The sequence below is a fragment of the Pseudomonas sp. C6002 genome (genome assembly GCF_013385805.1).
GTDB lineage: Bacteria > Pseudomonadota > Gammaproteobacteria > Pseudomonadales > Pseudomonadaceae > Aquipseudomonas.
Genome location: NZ_JACAPH010000010.1, coordinates 23931 through 43623, shown reverse-complemented (window position 1 = coordinate 43623; position 19693 = coordinate 23931). Strand labels below are relative to the sequence as shown.

Here is a 19693-nt window from a genome sequence, read left to right as displayed (position 1 = left end):
GGGAGGCCGCTGTGCTCTTGATTTTGATCTGACTGCCCCATCCAGCCCGAGGCCGAACGCAGGCAGTGCGGAGCAGCCAACCTGCAACTACAGCCCCATCACCCGAGCCAGGGATTGGCCGCCAAATGCTCCCGCTCAAACGCCTTGATCTGCTCACTGCGCTGCAACGTCGTGCCAATAGCATCCAACCCCAACAACAACGCAGTCTTGCGCAACGTATCGATCTGGAACGCAATCACCTGCCCGTCCGCCAAAAGGATCTCCTGCGCCTCCAGGTCCACACTGATCTGCGCCTGCTCAGGCTGACTCACCATCTGCCCCAACCGCTGCAACACCGCCTCCTCCAGCGTGATCAACAACACCCCGTTACGCTGGCAGTTGTCATAGAAAATCCCCGCAAAGCTGCTGCCGATCAACGCGCGAATGCCCATCTGCTTCAGGCCCCACACCGCATGCTCCCGGCTGGAACCACAGCCGAAGTTCGGCCCCACTACCATAAAACTCGCGCCCTGCCAGGCCGGCTGGTTCAGCACAAATTGCGGGTCAGGCTCACCCGAGGGCAAAAAGCGCAAATCAAAGAACAACCCGCGATCCAGCCCGTTGCGGTCGATGCCCTTGAGAAACTGCTTGGGCATGATCACGTCGGTGTCGATATTGGCCGCCAGCATCGGCGCCGCCTTGCCGGTGATCCGAGTGAAGGGTTGCAAGCTCATGTGCGGTCTCCAAAGTGGCGAATATCCGTCAGCCGGCCAGTGATGGCCGCAGCGGCGACCATGGCGGGGCTCATCAGGTGCGTGCGGGCACCCGCGCCCTGGCGGCCTTCGAAATTGCGGTTGGTGCTGGAAGCGCAGCGGTCGCCCGGCTCCAGCACGTCGTCGTTCATCGCCAGGCACATCGAGCAGCCCGACTGGCGCCATTCAAACCCGGCGTCGATAAAGATCGCGGCAAGGCCTTCGGCTTCGGCCTGGTCACGCACTTCGGTGGAGCCCGGCACGATCATCGCCCGCACATGGTCGGCCACGTGCTTGCCGCGCACCACGCTGGCGGCGTCGCGCAGGTCTTCGATGCGGGCGTTGGTGCAGGAGCCGATAAACGCGTGGCTGATCACAATGTCGCTCAACGGCATGCCCGCTTCCAGGCCCATGTAGTTCAAGGCACGGCGCATGTCCTGGCGCAGGATCAGGTCGCTGATGTCTTGCGGGTCCGGCACGCGGGCACCGATGGGCGCGGCCTGGTCGGGGCTGGTACCCCAGGTGACCATCGGCTCAAGGGCGCCGGCATCCAGCTGCACTTCGAGGTCGAACACCGCGTCGGCATCCGAGTGCAGTTGGCGCCAGCCCACCAGGGCGCGTTCCCACAACTCGCCCTTCGGCGCGCGTGGCTTGCCCTTGAGGTAGGCGAAGACCTTTTCGTCCGGCGCCATGAAGGCTCCACGTGCACCGGCTTCCACCGCCATGTTGCAGATGGTCATGCGCGCCTCGACGCTCAGGGCATCGATGGTCGACCCACAAAACTCAATGGCGTAGCCGGTGGCACCCGAGGCACCGATCTTGCCGATCAGCGCCATGATCACGTCCTTGGAGGTCAGCCCACGGGCCAGTTCGCCGTCCACGGTCACACGCAGGCTTTTCAGACGCTTGTAGACCAGGGTTTGCGAGGCCAGCAAATGCTCGATTTCCGAGGTGCCAATGCCAAAGCCGAACGCGCCCAAGGCACCGTAGGTGGTGGTGTGGCTGTCGCCGGCGGCGATTACCATGCCCGGCAGGATAAAACCCTGTTCCGGGGCGATCACGTGTTCGATGCCCTGGCGCTTGTCGAGGATATCCAACAGCTCGATCCCGAAATCCCGGCAGTTTTCCGCCAGGTACGACACCTGGCGCGCACCGCCCGCATCCGGCATGGTCGCGATGCGCTTGGGCGTGGTGGGGTTCACATGGTCGACCACCGCCAGCGCCGTACCGGGCCGCCACACACCACGGCCCGCCTCGCGCAAGCCGCTGAAAGCTTGCGGGCTGGTGTATTCATTGATCACCTGGCGGTCGATGTACAGCAGCACATGGCCCTGGTCATCCAGGCGGCACACCGTGTGGGAATCGATGTGTTTGTCGTAGAGGGTTCTGGCAGAAGTCATTATGGGGCTCGCTCAACGGTATGACCCCATCATAGGCAGCGCCCCCGCCCCATCAATCCCGCCTTGGTGATGGCTCGGAACATGTTTCGTGGTGCATGAATGCGTATCTGAAACATTTACTTTCATATCCGCCTTAGGGTTTTGTGTTTCTCATCCGTCTTAACTTAGATACAGCCGCTCGCGTCAGCAAAAGCTACGGGTGGCGTTTTCCGGGCCTTTACCGCCTCCCTCCGATCAAGACCCTCATTCACATGTCGAAGAAGTCACGCTCAAAACTCTGGTTTCTCGTGCACAGCTGGCTGGCATTGCCCATCTGGTTCTTTGTGCTGATCGTCTGCGTCACCGGCACCCTGGCGGTGGTCAGCCAGGAGATCGTCTGGCTGGCCAACCCGGACATCCGCGCCAGCAAGCCGTCGGACGATGCCGAACCGCTCACCTACGACCAGGTGATCGGCGCCATCAAGCGCGCCGAACCCCAGGTGATCGTCGAATCCCTGAGCCGCCCGGACGAATCGCACTTCGCCCTCAGCGCCGACCTCAGCTACCCCGACGGGCGCTCGCTGGAGGTCTACGTCAACCCATACACCGGGGTGATCCAGGGCATCAGCCCATCGTTCAACTTCCAGCAATTTACCCGTGCCCTGCATGGCTGGTGGCTGGTGCCTTTCACCAATGGCTACAGCTGGGGCTGGTACCTGGTCTCGCTGCTGGGCTTGCCGCTGCTGGCCTCGCTGGTCACCGGCCTCGTGGTCTACAAGCGTTTCTGGAAAGGTTTTTTCAGGCCGACCCTGCGCATTCGTCACGGAGCGCGGATTTTCTGGGGCGACTTCCACCGGTTGAGCGGCATCTGGTCGATCTGGTTTATCGCGGTGATCTCGATCACCGGCACCTGGTTCCTGATCCAGGCGATCCTGGGCGATAACCAGATCACCATTTCCAGCGAGCCAATCGTCCCGGCGATTGCCCGCGACAAAGTGCCGATGTCCGCCCCGGGCGTACCGGCGCCCATGATTCCCCTGGACGAGGCGATCAACATCGCCACCCAGCGCATTCCCGGGCTTGAGGCCAGCTTCGTGAGCCTGCCCAGCAACGCCTACAGCCACCTGCGCATCGGCGGGCGTGGCTGGTACCCGCTGATGTTCCAGACCGCGGAAATCAACCCGTACAATGGCGAAATCGCCGCCTCGCACCTGCTGTCCGACCGTTCGGCCCTGGAGTTCGTCACCGAATCCATGCGCCCGTTGCACACCGGGGACTTTGGCGGGATCTGGATCAAGCTGATCTGGGCCTTCTTCGGCCTGGTGCTGAGCATGATGGTCTTGAGCGGCTTGCTGATCTGGACCAAACGCACGGCCCTAGCCACCCTCAATGCGCTGAAACGCGAAGCCAAGGCAGCCCGTCAACCGGCGAAAACCCAGGCCTTGCAGGCTGAGACCACGGAGGCCACCCCATGAACAAGGCCATGACGGTTCAACCCCCCTCGCCCCTGCGGGCCTTCTGGCTCAAATGGCGCTTCCACATCAATATCCTGCTGTTGCTGGTGCCCCTGGGCTTCATGCCCAAGTACTTTGCCGACGCGGCACTGTTTCGCGGCGACAGCGGCCTGGGCGAACGGGAGATCGGCGAAGTACAGGTCGGCCCCTGGAGCCTGAAGCTCGCCGAACTACGCAACGAGCCGCCGCGCCCGGACCCGGCAGGCCCGATGAAATCCTTCAACGCTGCCCTGTGTGCCACGTGCATCGACCAGGTCAAGGCGACCTACCTGCGTATCGGCAAGCCCCGCAGCCTGCGGGCGGCCGGGGTGATTTTCTTTGGCACCCCATACCGCATGGGCGCCGCGTTGCCGATCCCTGAGCGCACCCCGCTGGACGCCGAAGTGTGGATCACCATGGAAGGCTGGGACGGCGCCATGCACCAGGCCTCCATTCCCTTGAGCCAGGCATCGCCGGCCACCATCGACTGGCTGAAAAAACGAGGAGTTAAACCATGACTTTGCCGCAACTGGCCCGCACCGTTGGCGCGCTGATCCTCAGTGCCGGTTTCAGTACCGTCGCCCTCGCCCACAACCCGATGTGCGAATGCAAGGAAATCGCCGGCGAGCAGATCCAGTGCACCGGTGGTTTCTCCGATGGCAGCGGTGCCCCCGGCGTGACCCTGGATGTGATCGGCTACGACGAGACCATCCTGGTGCCAGGCAAGCTGGGAGAAGACTCGAAGCTGACCTTCAAGAAACCCTCCGCCGAGTTCTACGTGTTGTTTGATGCCGGCCCCGGCCACGTGGTGGAAATCGACCAAGCGGATATCCAGCCCCAATGAGCCGTACAACCCAAGTCGTGCGCCCGGCCGGTGCCGGGCACGAAACCCTGTATGTCCTGCTGTTGTGCCTGATCATCCTCGCCGTTGCCGGCACGGTGGTGGCCTTGCGCGGTGAAAGCCAGGAGATCGCCGCCGTGCCCAGCCACCAACTGGACGCCCGCCGCGACCTCAGCGCCGCCGAGCAAGGCATCTACGCCGACCTGCGGGTGACCCTGGATGAAATCCACTTGCTGCAGGAGGAACACAGCGCCCTGCCGACGCCTGAACAGCTGGCCGAAGAGGGCTTCGCGCCCTTCGCCCAGGACGCCAGTTCGGTGAGCCGTGGCGACCACCGCTGGCAGTTGCTGGACGCGGCCTATCTGGGCCTGAGCCAGACGCCGGACCTCAGCGGTTCGCTGTTGATGCGCATCCGCGGCGCCGAGCCGGATATCTGGCTCAACCGCAGCGCCCACCTCACCGCCCCCACCGACCTCACTGACCAGGCGCTGATCAGCGCGGGCTGGCAGCAGGTAGTCGCGCAATTCGATGCCGGTGTCACCCGCCAGCATCGTCACTGAATTCACGTTGCAGCCGAGAGAAGACCATGTCTATTTCATCTCCATTATTACGTCTGGTGCTGGTCGGCCTGATCACCGTGCTGCTGGCCCCGTTCGCCAGTGCCGACCCGGCAAAGCGCCTGCGCATCGGCATCACCCTGCACCCGTATTACAGCTACGTCGCCAATATCGTCGGCGACAAGGCTGAAGTTGTCCCGCTGATTCCGGCCGGTTTCAATCCCCATGCCTACGAACCCCGCGCCGAAGACATCAAACGCATCGGCACCCTTGATGTGATCGTGCTCAACGGCGTCGGCCATGACGATTTCGCCGACCGCATGATCGCCACCAGCGAGCGCCCGGACATCCCGGTGATCGAGGCCAACGCCAACGTGCCGCTGCTGGCCGCCACCGGCAACGCTGCGCGCGGTGCGGGCAAGGTGGTCAACCCGCACACCTTCCTGTCCATCAGCGCCTCGATTGCCCAGGTGAACAACATTGCCCGGGAACTGGGCAAGCTCGACCCGGACAACGCCAAGACCTACACCCAGAACGCCCGCGCCTACGGCAAGCGCCTGCGCCAGATGCGCGCCGACGCCCTGGCCAAGCTCACCAGCGCGCCCAACCCCGACCTGCGGGTGGCCACCGTGCACGCGGCATATGACTACCTGCTGCGGGAATTCGGCCTGGAAGTCACCGCCGTGGTGGAACCGGCCCACGGCATCGAGCCGAGCCCCAGCCAGTTGAAGAAGACCATCGACCAACTGCGGGAACTGGACGTGAAAGTGATCTTCTCGGAGATGGATTTCCCGTCCAGCTACGTCGACACCATCCAGCGTGAATCCGGGGTGAAGCTGTACCCGCTGTCGCATATTTCCTATGGCGACTACAGCGCGGAAAAATACGAAGTGGAAATGACCGGCAACCTCAACACCGTGGTGCGGGCGATTCAGGAGTCCGGGGCATGACGGCGGCTGAACACCTGAGTGTGGCCAGCGTTGGCCCGACCGTCGACTTCGATAACGTCGCGCTGACCCTGGGCCGTACGGTGATCCTCGATGCAGTGAGTTTCCAGGTGCAGCCCGGCAGCATCCATGCGCTGGTGGGCCCCAACGGCGGCGGCAAAAGCTCGCTGATCAAGACCCTGCTGGGGCAAACGCCGCACCAGGGCCAGTTGAGCCTGCATTGGCCGGATGCACCCGGCACCATCGGCTACGTGCCCCAGGCGCTGGAGTTCGACCGGGGCTTGCCGATGACCGTCGACGATTTCATGGCCGCGATGTGCCAGCGGCGTCCGGCGTTTCTCGGGCTGTCCAAACATTACGCCGCCGCGATTGGCGACGCACTGGAACGGGTCGGCATGCAGGACAAGCGCAAGCGGCGCATGGGTGCGCTGTCTGGCGGTGAACGCCAGCGGGTGCTGTTGGCCCAGGGCTTGATCCCGGCACCGCAATTGCTGGTGCTGGACGAACCGATGTCGGCGCTGGACGAAGCCGGGATCCAGGTGTTCGAGCGGCTGCTGAACGACTGGCGCCGGGCCGGGATCACCGTGCTGTGGATCGAACACGACCTGGAAGCCGTCGGCCGCCTGGCCGATCGCGTCACCGGCCTGAACCGCCGTGTGCTGTTCGACGCCACGCCGAAAGAGGCACTGACCCCGGACCGCCTGCTGACCCTGTTCTCCACCCACCCACGGAGCCCGGCCTTATGAGCTATGAAGCCTTTCGCCTGATGGTCCAGGGCTGGGCGTCTTCCGGGTATCTGCCGGAAGCGCTGGCCTATGGATTTGTAGTCAACGCCCTGCTCGCCGGCCTGCTGATCGGCCCGGTGCTGGGCGGTTTGGGCACCCTGGTGGTGGTCAAGCGCTTTGCGTTCTTTTCCGAAGCCGTGGGCCATGCCGCACTGACCGGCGTGGCCGTGGGCATTCTGCTGGGGGAACCCTACACCGGGCCTTACGGCAGCCTGTTCGGCTACTGCCTGCTGTTCGGAATCCTGCTCAACTACCTGCGCAACCGCACCGGCCTGGCGCCGGACACGCTGATCGGTGTATTCCTCTCGGTGTCCCTGGCCCTGGGCGCGAGCCTGCTGCTGATTCTGGCGGGCAAGATCAACGTGCACATTCTCGAAAACGTGCTGTTCGGCTCGGTGCTGACCGTCAACGGCAATGACCTGCTGGTGCTGGCGATTGTCGGCGCATTGGTGATGGCCCTGGCCCTGCCGCTGTACAACCGCATCATGCTCGCCAGCTTCAACCCGCAGTTGGCAGCGGTGCGCGGGGTGGCGGTGAAGACCCTGGACTACCTGTTCGTGATCCTGGTGACCCTGATCACCGTGGCGGCGGTCAAGGTCATCGGTGCGATCCTGGTGGGTGCGTTGCTGGTGATTCCGGCGGCCGCCGCACGCCTGTTGAGCCAATCGCTCAAGGGCTTCTTCTGGATCTCGGTGGTGATCGCCACCGTCAGCACCCTGTGCGGGATCCTGCTGCCGATCATCTTCGACCTGCCGATTCCGTCCGGTGCCGCGATCATCCTGGTAGCCGGTATCGCCTTCGCCCTCGCCGCCATCGCCCGCGGCACGGTCCCCAGCCTGAAAGGGAATCTTGGATAATGCGCCCGATGTTTCGACCACTGCTTCTGGCCCTGGCCATTGTCACACCGGCATTCGCCGCCGACGGCGTCAAGCCACTACAGATCACCGCCAACCAAGGCGTTGGCCATGCTGCCTTGAACCAGGCCAAGGCGACAAAACCGGTGAAAGTCCTCGCCGCCTTGCCGATCACCTATGGCTTGGCGCAGGTGTTGCTCAAAGGCACTGATGTGCAGCTTGAGCGCGCGGCACCGGCCAACCTGCCCGGCTCGCGGCAAGTCGCCTATTTCACCGGGCGCGGTGCGCAGGCGCTGAACACCCTGGCGCTGGACGCCGATGCAGCCATCGGCCTGCGCTCGCTGTGGCCCGACGACCCGCTGTACCCGGTGGCCCGGCGCAGCAATATCCGCATCGTCGAAGTCGACGCCGCGCGCCCGGTGGACGGCGGCTTGCCGGGGATTGCCGTGCAGCCGGGCGCCACCGACGGCCTGAACAGCCAGCCGTGGCAAGCCAGCAACAACATGGGGCGCATGGCCGATGTGATGGCCGCCGACCTGAGCCGCCTGGCACCCGAGGCCAAGCCGCAGATCGAAGCCAACCTGGCCGCGCTCAAGCAACGCTTGCTCAAGCTCACCGCCGACAGCGAAGCGCGACTGGCCAAGGCCGATAACCTGACGGTGGCCAGCTTGAGCGATCACTTTGGTTATCTCGTCAGTGGCTTGAACCTGGAGCTGGTCAGCACCGATGCAAGGGCGGATACCGAGTGGACACCCGAGGCGTTGCAGCAACTGAGCGAAGGCTTGAAGGAGAATGAGGTGGCCGTGGTGCTGCATCACCGCAAGCCAAGCGATGCAGTGCAGGCGGCGGTCACGGCGGGCGGGGCGAAGTTGCTGGTGCTGGGCACCGATGGCGCCGACCCGGTGGCGGAACTGGAAGGCAATGTGGATCAGGTGATCAAGGCGCTGTAACGCGCCTCTCACCGGCGAAACACAGTAAATGTGGGAGCGGGCTTGCTCGCGAATGCGGTGTGACAGTCAACACATACGGTGACTGAAACAACGCCTTCGCGAGCAAGCCCGCTCCCACATTTGAGTCGGTGTTATGCCCGAGGTCCGGGTCAGCCGGCAAGTGCCTGGCTATCCATCTTCTGGCGCAAGCTCAGCGGGCGCATGTCGGTCCACACTTCTTCGATGTAGGCCAGGCACTCTTTCTTCATCCCGCTCTTGCCCACGGTGCGCCAGCCTTCCGGCACGGCCTTGTAGTCGGGCCAGATGGAATATTGTTCTTCATGGTTGACCACTACCTGAAACAGGATGTCTTCGCGGTCGAATACTGAGGTCATTGCTGTTCTCCGTCGGTGTAAGGCTGGCTGCGCACCACGCACAGCTGATGTAAGAAGGAACGTGCCAGCCCGATAAAAAATTAGAGGCTGGTGACCGACGCCGCCAGGGCGCGACCAAAAATCTCGGCCACACGGTCGATTTCTGCGGCAGTAATCACCAGCGGCGGCAGGAAACGCACGACGCTGCCGTGTCGCCCGCCGAGTTCGAGAATCAACCCGCGCTTGAGGCATTCACGCTGCACCAGCGGCGCCAGTTGGCGATGCACCGGCGGGTGGCCCTGGGCATCAGGCGCACCGGCGGGGTCCACCAGTTCCACACCGAGCATCAGCCCACGGCCACGAATGTCTCCCAACTGCGGGAAGTCGCGCTGCAGGATGCGCAGGTGTTCGCCGAGGCGCTCGCCCATGGCGGCCGCGTGGGCGGGAATGTCGTGGTCCTTGAGGTAACGCATCACCGCCGAGCCGGCCGCCATGGCCATCTGATTGCCACGGAAGGTCCCGGCATGGGCGCCCGGCAACCAGGTGTCGAGCCAGTCTCGATACACCACCACCGCCAGTGGCAGGCTGCCGCCGATGGCTTTGGACAGCACGACCACGTCCGGGACAATGCCGGCATGTTCGAAGGCAAACATCTTGCCGGTGCGACCAAAGCCGCTCTGGATTTCGTCAACGATCAGCGCCACGCCAGCCTGCTCGGTAATGCGCCGCAGGCCGCGCAGCCAGTCGAGATCAGCCGGGATCACGCCGCCCTCGCCTTGCACCACCTCGACGATCACCGCCGCCGGCAGCAATACACCGGCCTCGGGATCGTTGAGCAGGTTTTCCAGATAATGCAGGTTGACCTTGACCCCTTCCGCGCCGCCCAGCCCGAACGGGCAACGGTAGTCGTACGGGAATGGCAGGAATTGCACGCCATTGCCGAGCAACGCGCCCAGTGGCTTCTTCGGCCCCAGGCTGCCCATCAGGCTCAGGGCGCCTTGGCTCATGCCGTGATAACCGCCCTGGAATGACAACACCGTGCTCCGCCCGGTGGCGGTGCGCACCAGTTTCAGCGCGGCCTCCACCGCATCGGTGCCGGTGGGGCCGCAGAACTGGATCTTGGCTTCCTGCGCCAGCGCCGGCGGCAGCAGGCCGAACAGGTCCTGCACGAATTGGTCCTTGACCGGCGTGGTCAGGTCCAGGGTGTGCAACGGCAATTCATCGCTCAGCACCTGGCGAATGGCATCGATCACCACCGGGTGGTTGTGCCCCAGCGCCAGGGTGCCGGCACCGGCCAGGCAATCGATAAAGCTGCGGCCTTCGACGTCCTCGACATAGATCCCTCGGGCGCGCTTGAGCGCCAGGGGAATGCGCCGTGGGTAGCTGCGGGCATTGGATTCCTGCTGACGCTGGCGGGCCAGCAGCGGGGTTTCATCGAACTGGTAAAGCGTTTCCGCAGGGACCGCCTGGGTCTCTTCGATACGGCTGGTAGCGACTGACATCTCTCGATCCCTCAATACGCTGATGATGGTGACCAAACTGCCCACCCGTTGGCGCCAGGCCCAAGGGCCGCGCACGGATTTCCTGTTCTGGAAACGCATCAGCGAAGGGAGGATTTACACCTGTGGTCGTTAAAAACAGCTTTAGCGGATTTACCCGGCCACCCCGGTGTATTTTTCATTCAACGCATACAGGATCGCGCAGGTCTGCGCATCCAGCCGCCCACTGTAGTCAGAGGGCCGAAAATGCATCTGGAACGCACGGACACGTTGCTGGAAACCCAGGCGATTTTTCGCCGGGGCATAACCGTAGCGCTGGAACGCCCGCTCCACCTCAACCTCTGGCGGCAGGCCGATGTCGAACCGACGTTGATAGGCCATCTTGGCCACCTCTTCATACCAGGCCCCCACGCCCGCCTCGAACAGGCAGCGCCATGGCAAGCGGGGGCCGGGGTCGCTCTTGCGCCAATAGGCAATGTCGGAATGCCCGAGGATGTCGGTAGGACCGATCGCCGGGTAACGCACCTGAATGTCACGAATCAAGGCGATCAACACGTCAATCTGCTCTGCGCCATAGGCCGGGAAGGTCAACACACCGGCGTCATCCCGGGCCTGGTTGACGATCTCAATGCCGATGGAGCGGCTGTTGAGGTTATCGCGCCCGGCCCAGTGGCTGGTGCCGGCGTGCCAGGCGCGTTGCGCTTCGTCCACCAGGCGAAATACCCGCAACTCGTCATAGCCGGCGGCGCGGTAGCTGGCGTCATGGGGGTCGGCCAACAGGTAGTGGGCACTGAAACCGTCGCGGGTCAGTGCACGCAATGACGAGGCAAAGGGCGCGGCGGTGTAATGCACAATCACCTGGCGCACGGCCTGGCCATTGCGCTCATTGAAGTCGTTTGCGGGATACGTGGAATCGATAACCAACATAGGGGCTGTCCTTTTCAACACAGGCCGAGTCATTCAGCCGGTTCAAACACAAAAAAATGACCGCCATCCTGAAGCGTTGCGCTTGAGGATGGCGGTAGCTATGTGTGCTGTGAAAAGAAGGTTTCAGCGCCGCAACGGCATGCCCAGGTCGACGCGCATGCCATCGGCCTGGCTGTCGAATTTCAGGGAGCACGAGCAGCGCTGCACGATGGCCTGGACGATCGCCAACCCCAGGCCGCAACCCGGGCTGTTGCCGTTGCGCCAGAAGCGCTGGGTCAAGTGTTGCAAGTCTTCGCTGGAAATCGGCGCGCCATGGTCACGCACCCGGAACACCACATTGTCGCCAGCGCTGGACACACTCAGCTCCACCCGAGTATCGGCCGGGGTGTGGCGCAACGCGTTGTCCAGCAGGTTGCGAAGGGCCGCGACGGCCAGGCCCACCGGCATTTCCAAAGGTTTTTCGGACAAACCGTCTGCCAGGATCAGGTCAATACGCTGATTGTCGCCGCCGTTGGCATCCTGGATCGCCAGTTGCGCAACTTGCTCGGCACTCGATTGCAGGCCGTCATCAAACGACAGGCTGCCTTCGACCCGCGCCAGCAGCAGCAACTGCTCAAGGGTGCGGTGCAAGCGGTCGGCGCCCTCTTCAGCATGGGCCAGGGACTGGTCACGGGCGGCGCCTTCGGTCATGCGCGCCACTTGCAGGTGGGTCTTGATCGCGGTCAACGGGCTGCGCAGTTCGTGGGCCGCGTCACCGGTCAAGCGGCGTTCGCGTTCGATGGTCTTGGCGATGCGCTGCAGCAACTGGTTCTGGGTGTCGAGCAGTGGCTTGAGTTCGCTGGGCAGCGGGCTGATCTGCAACGGTTCGAGGGAGTCGGCACTGCGGCGCATCAAGGCGTCACGCATGCGGTTGAGCGGCAACAGGCTCTGGCCGATCCCCAGCCACAACAGGCACAGGCAGCCCAACAATGCCACGCCCACCGGCACCGAGGCGGCCAGCAGGATCGACAGGTTCAACGCTTCACGCTCCACCTGCCGGTCGGCGGTGGTGATAAACAAATCGCCACGGGACAGGGTAAAGCTGCGCCAGCCCACACCATCAATCATCTGGTCGCGAAAGCCGCTCTTGCGCGACTCCAGGCCCTGGTCCGGCGTGGTGTGGCTGCGGGCCAAAACCACGCCGCGCAAGGAACTGACCTGGCACGCCATACCGCCTGGCACGTTCAATTGTTCGGCGCTGAAGTGCGCGCCCTCCCCCGTGCTGGAGAGGCCGGGCATCTGCTCCATCAGCCCCGCCACCATGCGCGCCGACGCCACCAGGCGCTGGTCGAGGGAGAACATCATCTGGTTGCGCAGGTCGTTGAGCATCCACGCGGCGGCCAGGACCCAGATCAGCACGAAGGCTGCGCCGAGCTTGAAGGTCAGCCGCAGGCGCAGGCTCATCACGAAGCGTCCTCTCCACCGTCAGCCGGGCCCAGGCGATAGCCCAGGCCGCGCACGGTTTCGACGATGCCGTTGCCGAGTTTGCGCCGCAGGTGGTGGATGTGCACGTTGAGGGCGTTGCTTTCCAGTTCGTCGTTCAGGCCGTAGACGCTGTCCTTGAGCTGCTCGCTGGAGAGCACCCGACCACGGTTTTGCAACAGGGCTTGCAACAGCGCCTGCTCGCGGCGGGACAGGTCCACCGACTCACCGCCCAGCAACGTTTCGCGGCTGCTGGGGTTGTAGGTCAGGCGCCCGTGCTCGATCAGGTTGACGCTGCGCCCAGCCACCCGGCGCAACAGGGTGTGCAGGCGTGCGGCGAGTTCGCGCAGGTCGAAGGGTTTGAGCAGGTAGTCGTCGGCACCGGCCTGCAGGCCGTCGACGCGGTTGGTCACCGAATCCCGTGCGGTCAGGATCAGCACTGGAATCTCCAGGCCCTGGCTGCGCAGTTGCAGCAACAGCTTCAAGCCGTCTTCATCCGGCAGGCCGAGGTCGAGTACCATCACGTCGAATTCCGCCACCTTGAGCATCGCCCGGGCAGCCGCAGCCGTGCCGACGCGCTCGACCGTCAGGCCCTGGGCGCTGAGCCCGGCAACAATACCGCTGGCGATCAGCTCGTCGTCTTCACAGACCAGTACGTGCATGGTGAACCCTTTGCAAAATGTGAGGGTGATTAAAAAGGCAGTGGATTAAGCGTGCATTATGCCGCCAACGCCAAGAATCCCGGATAATCGCTTCTTTCTAGGATAGCCCGGTTAATCATCGGTTAATCAACGCCACACATTGTGTGTCCCACTTGCTTCGAACTAAGGCTTGATCATGCGGCATCTGTTTATCTTTCTGCTGGTAGTGTTTGCTGGATTCGCCCAGGCCGCGCCTGGCAACAATCCATTCGAGACCAAACCCGACTTCCTCCCGGTAGGCAAAGCCTTCACCTTTACCTCCGAGCGTCTGGCCTCCGGCGAAACCCAGTTGTATTGGCAGATTGCCGACGGTTACTACCTGTACCAGCAGCGCATGAAATTCGATGGCCTGGCCGAAAAGCCGACGTTGCCCCAGGGCGAAGCCCACAGCGACGAGTTCTTCGGCGAGCAGCAAGTCTATCGCCAGGGCCTGGAAGTGAAGATTCCCGCTGGCGCCACCGGCCAGGTCAAGCTCGGCTGGCAAGGCTGCGCCGATGCCGGCCTGTGCTACCCGCCGCAATCGATCACCGTGGACCTGGGCGGCAACCCTGCCGTCGCCGCCACCGGCCAGGCCCAGGACCAAAGCCTGGCCAGCGGCCTGCAACAACGCAGCCTGGGCTGGAGCCTGCTGGTGTTCTTCGGCCTGGGCCTGCTGCTGGCCTTCGCCCCGTGTTCCCTGCCGATGTTGCCGATCCTCGCCGGCCTTGTGGTCGGCAGCGGCGCCAGCCCACGGCGCGGCTTTGCCCTGGCCGCCAGCTACGTGGTGTGCATGGCGCTGGTGTATGCCGCGCTCGGTGTATTGGCTGCGCTGCTCGGCGGCAACCTCGCCGCCCTGCTGCAAACCCCGTGGATCCTCGGCAGCTTCGCTGCGTTGTTTGTGATTCTCGCCCTGCCGATGTTCGGCTTCTTTGAACTGCAACTGCCGGCCTTCCTGCGCGACCGTCTGGACAACGTCAGCCGCAACCAAAGCGGCGGCAGCCTGGTAGGCGCCGGCGTGCTCGGCGCCCTGTCCGGCTTGCTGGTGGGCCCGTGCATGACTGCGCCCCTGGCCGGCGCGCTGCTGTACATCGCCCAAAGCGGCAACGCCTTGCACGGCGGCCTGATCCTGTTTGCCATGGGCATCGGCATCGGTGTGCCACTGTTGCTGCTGGTGACCGTGGGCAACCGCTTCCTGCCCAAGCCTGGCACCTGGATGAATATCCTCAAGGGCATCTTCGGTTTCCTGTTCCTCGCCACCGCCGTGCTGATGATTCGCCCGGTGGTCGATGAAACCCTGTGGCTCGGCCTGTGGGGTGTGCTGGCGCTGGTCATGGCCTACTGCGGCTGGCGCCTGGCCCACGATTTCGGGCGTACCGCCATGCTGTTCGGTGCCGGTTCGCTGGTGCTGGGCCTCTGGGGCAGCGTATTGGTGATCGGCGCGGCCGGCGGCAGCGACGACCTGTGGCAACCGCTGAAGGTCTACAGCGGCTCGCGGGTAGCCGGTGCTCCCACCGTCCACGATGCCTTCATGACCATCAACGACCCGGCCGTGCTGCAAAGCCAGCTCGACAGCGCCAAGGCCCAGGGCCAATGGGTGCTGGTGGACTACTACGCCGACTGGTGCGTGTCGTGCAAGATCATGGAAAAACAGGTGTTCGGCAAACCCGAGGTACTGGACGCCCTCAAGGATGTGCGCCTGCTGCGCCTCGACGTCACCGCCGACAACGCCGCCAGCCGCGAGCTGCTGGGCCGCTACAAGGTCCCCGGCCCGCCGAGCTTCGTCTGGATCGGCCCCGACGGTGAAGAGCGCCGCGCCCAGCGCATCACCGGCGAAGTCGACGCCGCCGCCTTCCTGCAACGCTGGACCCAAGCCCGGGAAGCCCTCTGATGCTGACACTGACCATCGGCACCTTCGCCATCGCCCTGAATCACTTGCTGCTGATCACGGCGTTGATCCTCGCCACCCTGGTGGGCTGGCGGGTGGCCAAGCGCGGCGGCGAGAACCCCGAGTCGGTGCTGTTCACCCTGTTTCTGCTGGGTATGCTCGCCGCACGCGTCAGCTTCGTATTGATGTACTGGTCGTACTACCAGAATGACCCGCTGCAAATCGTCGACCTGCGCGACGGCGGTTTTCTCGCCTGGCCCGGCGTGATCGTGCTGATCATCGGCGCGCTGATCTACGGCTGGCGCCGCCCGCTGCTGCGCAAGCCGCTGAGCGCCGGCGTGATCACCGGCCTGGCGTTCTGGGCCCTGACCAGCCTGTCCCTGACCCTCTACGAAAAAGGCACGCACCTGCCGGACATTGCCCTGCGCAACGCCAATGGCGAAACCGTGCAACTGGCCGACTACAAGGGCGGCCCGCTGGTGATCAACCTGTGGGCCACCTGGTGCCCGCCGTGCCGGCGCGAAATGCCGGTACTGGAAAGTGCCCAGCGCCAGCGCCCGGACGTGACCTTCCTGTTCGTCAACCAGGCCGAAAGCATGCAAAGCGTCGCCACCTATCTGGCGACCCAGGGCCTGAACCTGGACAACGTGCTGTTCGACGCCAGCGGCCGCCTGGGCCAGGCCGTCGGCTCCATGGCCTTGCCCACCACCCTCTTCTACCAACCTGATGGTCGCCTGATCAACAGCCACCTGGGCGAACTCTCACAGGCCAGCCTGGCCCGCGCCATGGAGCGCTTCGAGCCGACCCCCGCCAAACCGGCCTTGCCGGCCACCACAAGGAATTCGCCATGCTCCGCCTCCGCCACCTGCTGACACTCCTGCCCCTGACCCTGGCCGCCAGCCTGGTCCACGCCGAAGACTGGCCGGCGCCGATCAAGAACATCGAGGCCAAGGGGGCCAAGATCATCGGCAAGTTCGATGCGCCCAGCGGCCTCACGGGTTATGCGGCGCAATACCAGAACCGCGGCATGGCGCTGTACCTGACCGCAGACGGCAAAAGCGTGATCGCCGGCAACCTGTACGACGCCGACGGCAATGACCTGAGCACCGCGCCGCTGGAGAAACTGGTGTATGCGCCGATGGCCAAGGAAGTCTGGGCCAAGATTGAACACAGCAACTGGATCCAGGACGGCAACAAGGACGCGCCGCGCATCGTGTACCTGTTCAGCGACCCGAACTGCCCGTACTGCAACATGTTCTGGGAACAGGCACGGCCGTGGGTGAAGTCGGGCAAGGTACAGTTGCGGCACATCATGGTGGGGATTATCCGTGAAGACAGCCCGGGCAAGTCGGCCGCGCTGTTTGCCGCCAAGGACCCGCAACAGGCCTTGGAAGCCCATGAGTCGGCCGGTAAAGGCAGCAAGTTGCAGGCGCTGGAGAAGATCCCGGCGGATATCCAGGCCAAGCTTGATTCGAATATGAAGCTGATGGACGAACTGGAGTTGTCGGCCACGCCGGCAATTTTCTATCTGGATGACAAGGGTGGGTTGCAGCAACAGCAAGGAGCGCCGTCGCCGGATAAGCTGGTGAAGATTCTCGGTCCGAAATAATCAGCCCTAGCCTGTAAAGACAATGCCCGCATCGAAGCGGGCATTGTCTTTTCAGCGCGGATTAAATCCCCTCGACCAGGAAATCATCCATGTACCAATCGTTGCCGCTCGTAGCGCCTTCATGGCTATAGATTTCCAGCAGCACGGGAGCGATGGTTGGCGTAAAGGTGAAGCTCAGTGTGTGCCAGTTCAGGTCAACCAACTCTTCCACCGGTGTTTGTTGAATGGAGTCTTTGCGCAACGATAACTTGGGCGTCGCGAACGCAACGCTGTACCGTCGAACCCGTACGGAAAACCGGTAAGTAAAACCGCTCTCCAAATCCAAGAAGCGCCGCTGCAGGATCGGGCCGAAACTGTTATTGGTAAACGTGAAATTCCTGACTGCGTAATCGGGCTTGCCGTCAGGTCCCGTCCCCATATATTCAATGCTGATATCCCTGGCATCGGGTGCGCCTGACCCTACGGTCCATAAACCCAAGGTCTGATCGTTGAAATCCGTCAGGTCTCTGTACTGCTTGCGCAACAGCAACATCAGCACAGGGAACACAATTGCTTCGCTCACATGGGAGCTGCCGTCCGCCGTAACCTTGAACACGATGTTCAATACGGACCTGTGGCGAAACTTTTCCAGTTCCTCACGAGGCAGAACGTGCGACAACCCATGGTTTGCCTGCTCTTGCGTGATCGGCTCATTGACCAGCAGCTTGAGGGTATGGGACGACCCGTCGAGCAAGGTTCCCGTACATTCCAGCCAGCCCTTTTGCCCCGCCAGGATGAACCACCAGGCTTGCAGCGTAATCTCGGCATCCCCGGTAAAGGTGCGCAAGTCCAGTGTCCCCTGGCCACCGGGCAATTGAGTGGCCTGCGGCACCTCTGGCGCAGGCAAGCGCTGCGGGACACTGATCTGTAGCTCCAGGTCAGCTGACGTGACGTGCTTGCATGCGCTCGCGACGCTGTAACTGACGGGCACTGTTTTGCCGCTTCCAGCGATTACAGCCTCGCGGGGAATGGTGAAGTCAACGTACTTCGGATCAGTGTTACCCGGCTTGGGTGGCAACGGCAGGCAACTACCGTCCGATTGTGTCCAACACACGCTGATCTCGTCATGAGCACTGATGTGGTCATATTCCACCCGTGCCGTCACGCCATCACGGCCATTCCATACCGTCAACTGCGAGCCCACGGCCTCCCGAATGGTCAAGGGTTTCAGGACCAGGTCTTCCTGATGAATATCCAGGTGCAGCACAGGAAACGGCTCGGCGCTGGCCCTGTCGGACCGGCCATCGAAGTTCACCGCAAAATGCACGTCAAAGCGGCTGCAATCGGCCAGTTTTTGCAGGTCGCGCCGGGACAGCAGCGTACTGACGCCCTCCTGCAGCCATTGCTCGGAGAGCGGCTCGCCATCCAGCACATCGAAGCGATAAGGCGCGCCATCTTCCCGCTCACCGGTTACCCACATCCAGCAGGGCTGCCCCAAGGCGCCGTAGGCATAGGCCGCCACCGTCAGTTGCGCGTCCCCCTGGAACGTATTGAGGTCCAGCGTACTGCCCGTGGCCTGTTCCACCTGCGGCTTGGGCAGGCCGGAGATATTCAGGATTTTTACCGGTCGCGGCAGCGCCGACCAGGTTTGCCCTTCCCGTCGGACGGTGTAGCGGACCGACACCTGCTTATTGAAATTGGCGCTGATGGCTGACGCCGGCACATTAAAATCAACAACGTCCCGATTGTCGGCCTGCTTGCACTCGAGTACCGGAGTGCCTGCCCCGGCAGTCCCTTCCCAGAAGGCGCAAACCCAGTCGCAAGGGCACATATGCTCATAGCTGACCCGGATGGTCGCACCGTCCCGGGTATTGACCGGATTCAATACGAGATTTTCAGGTGTGATTTGCGTGGCTTCCACCACCGTGGGCGCTACGAGATCCAAATGAGGCTCGATGAGCAACGTCAACACCAAACCAGAAATCAGCCGATACACCGGCCTGGAATCCGCACGCGGCAAAAACTCAACGTAGAACGCAATATAAAGCTCACTGTCGTGCTTGAGCGTGGCCAGCTCGGCACGGGACAACTTTCGGGTCCAGCCGTGGCGCACGTCCTCCTCTGTTACCGGTGCATCTTCATAAGGGTAGAGACTGGCCTTGGACCCATCAGGGTAAATCCCCCCGATATAGACCTGAGCCACTTGAACCGGGTCGATGAACGGCCAGGCGTCGACATGCAGAACCGGGTCTTCACCGCACAACAAGGACAGATCCAGAACACCGCCTGAGGCTTGCAGAATCTGCAGTTGCGGCAAATTGGACGGCAGCTTGATGAACACGTCGGCAACGGGGGAAGGATGTTCCTCGCCATCGCGGGTAACGACATAGGAAAACAGCGCGAAGTTATCAATGCGCAGCCCTACGTAATACGGGGGTACGTGGAACTCGACCGAGCCCGCTTCGACGCCATCCTGGGAGGCAATCGGCGCGTATTCCCCCGGTGTCGACTGCCAGCGCAACACAATACTGTCGGTGCTGAGCATCCCTTCGTAGAACACCCGGACAGTAGCCCCCTCCAGCAACTGGAGCGGGTCAACCCGGGGCTCTCCCTCGGCTTCGACCAACTGTGGCTTGGGCAGGTCAAGGGTCAACGGTGATGACTTGGGCATGATAGAACTCCATTTCAACGAGTGATGGTGTTGCCCATCACACGCCGAAAAGCCCCCCTTGCCTACTGTCAGAATTCACAGTTCGAACCTTA

19 protein-coding genes are annotated in these 19693 nt (G+C 63.0%); 11 read left to right on the top strand and 8 right to left on the bottom strand.

Annotated features, from left to right (window positions below; genetic code table 11):
• Positions 1-98: 98 nt before the first annotated feature.
• A complete protein-coding gene (gene leuD / locus HX817_RS06480) occupies positions 99-713 on the bottom strand; it encodes a 3-isopropylmalate dehydratase small subunit (RefSeq protein ID WP_003208984.1) in 615 nt (204 codons plus the stop codon).
• Positions 710-2131, bottom strand: a complete 1422-nt coding sequence (gene leuC, locus HX817_RS06475; RefSeq protein ID WP_177039996.1) for a 3-isopropylmalate dehydratase large subunit — start codon at positions 2129-2131, stop codon at positions 710-712. The genes leuD and leuC overlap by 4 nt, the downstream gene beginning before the upstream one ends.
• A 251-nt stretch (positions 2132-2382) precedes the next feature.
• Between leuC and HX817_RS06470 the strand changes: the two genes are divergently transcribed.
• From HX817_RS06470 to HX817_RS06435, 8 genes are read left to right on the top strand one after another with little or no spacing between them, the layout of a single operon-like run.
• Positions 2383-3585: a PepSY domain-containing protein gene (locus tag HX817_RS06470; protein ID WP_008431658.1), complete on the top strand. Its 1203-nt coding sequence runs from the start codon at positions 2383-2385 to the stop codon at positions 3583-3585.
• On the top strand, positions 3582-4121 hold the full coding sequence (locus HX817_RS06465; protein ID WP_008431660.1) for a hypothetical protein: 540 nt from the start codon (positions 3582-3584) through the stop codon (positions 4119-4121). Before HX817_RS06470 ends, HX817_RS06465 begins: the two co-directional genes overlap by 4 nt.
• Positions 4118-4447: a hypothetical protein gene (locus tag HX817_RS06460; RefSeq protein ID WP_003208992.1), complete on the top strand. Its 330-nt coding sequence runs from the start codon at positions 4118-4120 to the stop codon at positions 4445-4447. Before HX817_RS06465 ends, HX817_RS06460 begins: the two co-directional genes overlap by 4 nt.
• Positions 4444-5004, top strand: a complete 561-nt coding sequence (locus HX817_RS06455; protein ID WP_102605703.1) for a DUF6162 family protein — start codon at positions 4444-4446, stop codon at positions 5002-5004. Before HX817_RS06460 ends, HX817_RS06455 begins: the two co-directional genes overlap by 4 nt.
• Before the next feature lie 26 nt (positions 5005-5030).
• On the top strand, positions 5031-5951 hold the full coding sequence (locus HX817_RS06450) for a metal ABC transporter substrate-binding protein (protein WP_023659272.1): 921 nt from the start codon (positions 5031-5033) through the stop codon (positions 5949-5951).
• Positions 5948-6694: a metal ABC transporter ATP-binding protein gene (locus HX817_RS06445; RefSeq protein WP_177036847.1), complete on the top strand. Its 747-nt coding sequence runs from the start codon at positions 5948-5950 to the stop codon at positions 6692-6694. Before HX817_RS06450 ends, HX817_RS06445 begins: the two co-directional genes overlap by 4 nt.
• Positions 6691-7590, top strand: a complete 900-nt coding sequence (locus tag HX817_RS06440; protein ID WP_003208998.1) for a metal ABC transporter permease — start codon at positions 6691-6693, stop codon at positions 7588-7590. Before HX817_RS06445 ends, HX817_RS06440 begins: the two co-directional genes overlap by 4 nt.
• Entirely contained in the window at positions 7590-8537 is a 948-nt protein-coding gene (locus HX817_RS06435) for a metal ABC transporter solute-binding protein, Zn/Mn family (RefSeq protein ID WP_177039995.1), read from the top strand. The genes HX817_RS06440 and HX817_RS06435 overlap by 1 nt, the downstream gene beginning before the upstream one ends.
• A 149-nt stretch (positions 8538-8686) precedes the next feature.
• Here the strand turns inward: HX817_RS06435 and HX817_RS06430 are convergent, their stop codons facing one another.
• The 5 genes from HX817_RS06430 to HX817_RS06410 form a co-directional block, all read right to left on the bottom strand.
• Positions 8687-8911 carry an MbtH family protein gene (locus HX817_RS06430; protein ID WP_003209001.1) on the bottom strand — a complete coding sequence of 75 codons (225 nt, stop codon included), beginning with the start codon at positions 8909-8911 and terminating at the stop codon, positions 8687-8689.
• An 80-nt stretch (positions 8912-8991) separates the two neighbouring features.
• Positions 8992-10392: an aspartate aminotransferase family protein gene (locus HX817_RS06425; RefSeq protein WP_087695097.1), complete on the bottom strand. Its 1401-nt coding sequence runs from the start codon at positions 10390-10392 to the stop codon at positions 8992-8994.
• Positions 10393-10542: 150 nt separating this feature from the next.
• Positions 10543-11316 (bottom strand): N-acetylmuramoyl-L-alanine amidase, encoded by a 774-nt coding sequence (locus HX817_RS06420; RefSeq protein ID WP_003209007.1) that lies wholly within the window; start codon positions 11314-11316, stop codon positions 10543-10545.
• A gap of 123 nt (positions 11317-11439) precedes the next feature.
• Positions 11440-12759, bottom strand: a complete 1320-nt coding sequence (locus tag HX817_RS06415) for an ATP-binding protein (RefSeq protein ID WP_008431673.1) — start codon at positions 12757-12759, stop codon at positions 11440-11442.
• The gene (locus HX817_RS06410; protein ID WP_177039994.1) at positions 12759-13439 is read right to left on the bottom strand and encodes a response regulator; all 681 of its coding nucleotides are present in this window, start codon (positions 13437-13439) and stop codon (positions 12759-12761) included. The genes HX817_RS06415 and HX817_RS06410 overlap by 1 nt, the downstream gene beginning before the upstream one ends.
• Positions 13440-13614: 175 nt before the next feature.
• On the opposite strand from HX817_RS06410, the gene dsbD reads away from it, so the two are divergent.
• From dsbD to dsbG, 3 genes are read left to right on the top strand one after another with little or no spacing between them, the layout of a single operon-like run.
• Complete coding sequence (gene dsbD / locus HX817_RS06405; RefSeq protein WP_177039993.1) at positions 13615-15345, top strand: protein-disulfide reductase DsbD; 1731 nt, start codon at positions 13615-13617, stop codon at positions 15343-15345.
• Positions 15345-16214 carry a TlpA disulfide reductase family protein gene (locus HX817_RS06400; RefSeq protein ID WP_087695093.1) on the top strand — a complete coding sequence of 290 codons (870 nt, stop codon included), beginning with the start codon at positions 15345-15347 and terminating at the stop codon, positions 16212-16214. The genes dsbD and HX817_RS06400 overlap by 1 nt, the downstream gene beginning before the upstream one ends.
• Entirely contained in the window at positions 16190-16951 is a 762-nt protein-coding gene (gene dsbG / locus HX817_RS06395; protein ID WP_177039992.1) for a thiol:disulfide interchange protein DsbG, read from the top strand. The genes HX817_RS06400 and dsbG overlap by 25 nt, the downstream gene beginning before the upstream one ends.
• 61 nt (positions 16952-17012) lie before the next feature.
• On the opposite strand, the gene HX817_RS06390 is transcribed toward dsbG, so the two are convergent.
• Positions 17013-19601: a hypothetical protein gene (locus HX817_RS06390; RefSeq protein WP_177039991.1), complete on the bottom strand. Its 2589-nt coding sequence runs from the start codon at positions 19599-19601 to the stop codon at positions 17013-17015.
• Positions 19602-19693: the final 92 nt, after the last annotated feature.

Bases quoted from the DNA above. Each gene is read 5' to 3' on its own strand.
- HX817_RS06455 (WP_102605703.1), top strand. From the start codon at position 4,444: ATGAGCCGTACAACCCAAGTCGTGCGCCCGGCCGGTGCCGGGCACGAA.
- HX817_RS06390 (WP_177039991.1), bottom strand. From the start codon at position 19,601: ATGCCCAAGTCATCACCGTTGACCCTTGACCTGCCCAAGCCACAGTTG.
- HX817_RS06430 (WP_003209001.1), bottom strand. From the start codon at position 8,911: ATGACCTCAGTATTCGACCGCGAAGACATCCTGTTTCAGGTAGTGGTC.
- leuC (WP_177039996.1), bottom strand. From the start codon at position 2,131: ATGACTTCTGCCAGAACCCTCTACGACAAACACATCGATTCCCACACG.
- HX817_RS06460 (WP_003208992.1), top strand. From the start codon at position 4,118: ATGACTTTGCCGCAACTGGCCCGCACCGTTGGCGCGCTGATCCTCAGT.
- HX817_RS06445 (WP_177036847.1), top strand. From the start codon at position 5,948: ATGACGGCGGCTGAACACCTGAGTGTGGCCAGCGTTGGCCCGACCGTC.
- HX817_RS06420 (WP_003209007.1), bottom strand. From the start codon at position 11,316: ATGTTGGTTATCGATTCCACGTATCCCGCAAACGACTTCAATGAGCGC.
- HX817_RS06470 (WP_008431658.1), top strand. From the start codon at position 2,383: ATGTCGAAGAAGTCACGCTCAAAACTCTGGTTTCTCGTGCACAGCTGG.
- HX817_RS06410 (WP_177039994.1), bottom strand. From the start codon at position 13,439: ATGCACGTACTGGTCTGTGAAGACGACGAGCTGATCGCCAGCGGTATT.
- HX817_RS06435 (WP_177039995.1), top strand. From the start codon at position 7,590: ATGCGCCCGATGTTTCGACCACTGCTTCTGGCCCTGGCCATTGTCACA.
- dsbD (WP_177039993.1), top strand. From the start codon at position 13,615: ATGCGGCATCTGTTTATCTTTCTGCTGGTAGTGTTTGCTGGATTCGCC.
- HX817_RS06465 (WP_008431660.1), top strand. From the start codon at position 3,582: ATGAACAAGGCCATGACGGTTCAACCCCCCTCGCCCCTGCGGGCCTTC.
- HX817_RS06450 (WP_023659272.1), top strand. From the start codon at position 5,031: ATGTCTATTTCATCTCCATTATTACGTCTGGTGCTGGTCGGCCTGATC.
- HX817_RS06425 (WP_087695097.1), bottom strand. From the start codon at position 10,392: ATGTCAGTCGCTACCAGCCGTATCGAAGAGACCCAGGCGGTCCCTGCG.
- HX817_RS06415 (WP_008431673.1), bottom strand. From the start codon at position 12,759: ATGAGCCTGCGCCTGCGGCTGACCTTCAAGCTCGGCGCAGCCTTCGTG.
- dsbG (WP_177039992.1), top strand. From the start codon at position 16,190: ATGCTCCGCCTCCGCCACCTGCTGACACTCCTGCCCCTGACCCTGGCC.
- leuD (WP_003208984.1), bottom strand. From the start codon at position 713: ATGAGCTTGCAACCCTTCACTCGGATCACCGGCAAGGCGGCGCCGATG.
- HX817_RS06440 (WP_003208998.1), top strand. From the start codon at position 6,691: ATGAGCTATGAAGCCTTTCGCCTGATGGTCCAGGGCTGGGCGTCTTCC.
- HX817_RS06400 (WP_087695093.1), top strand. From the start codon at position 15,345: ATGCTGACACTGACCATCGGCACCTTCGCCATCGCCCTGAATCACTTG.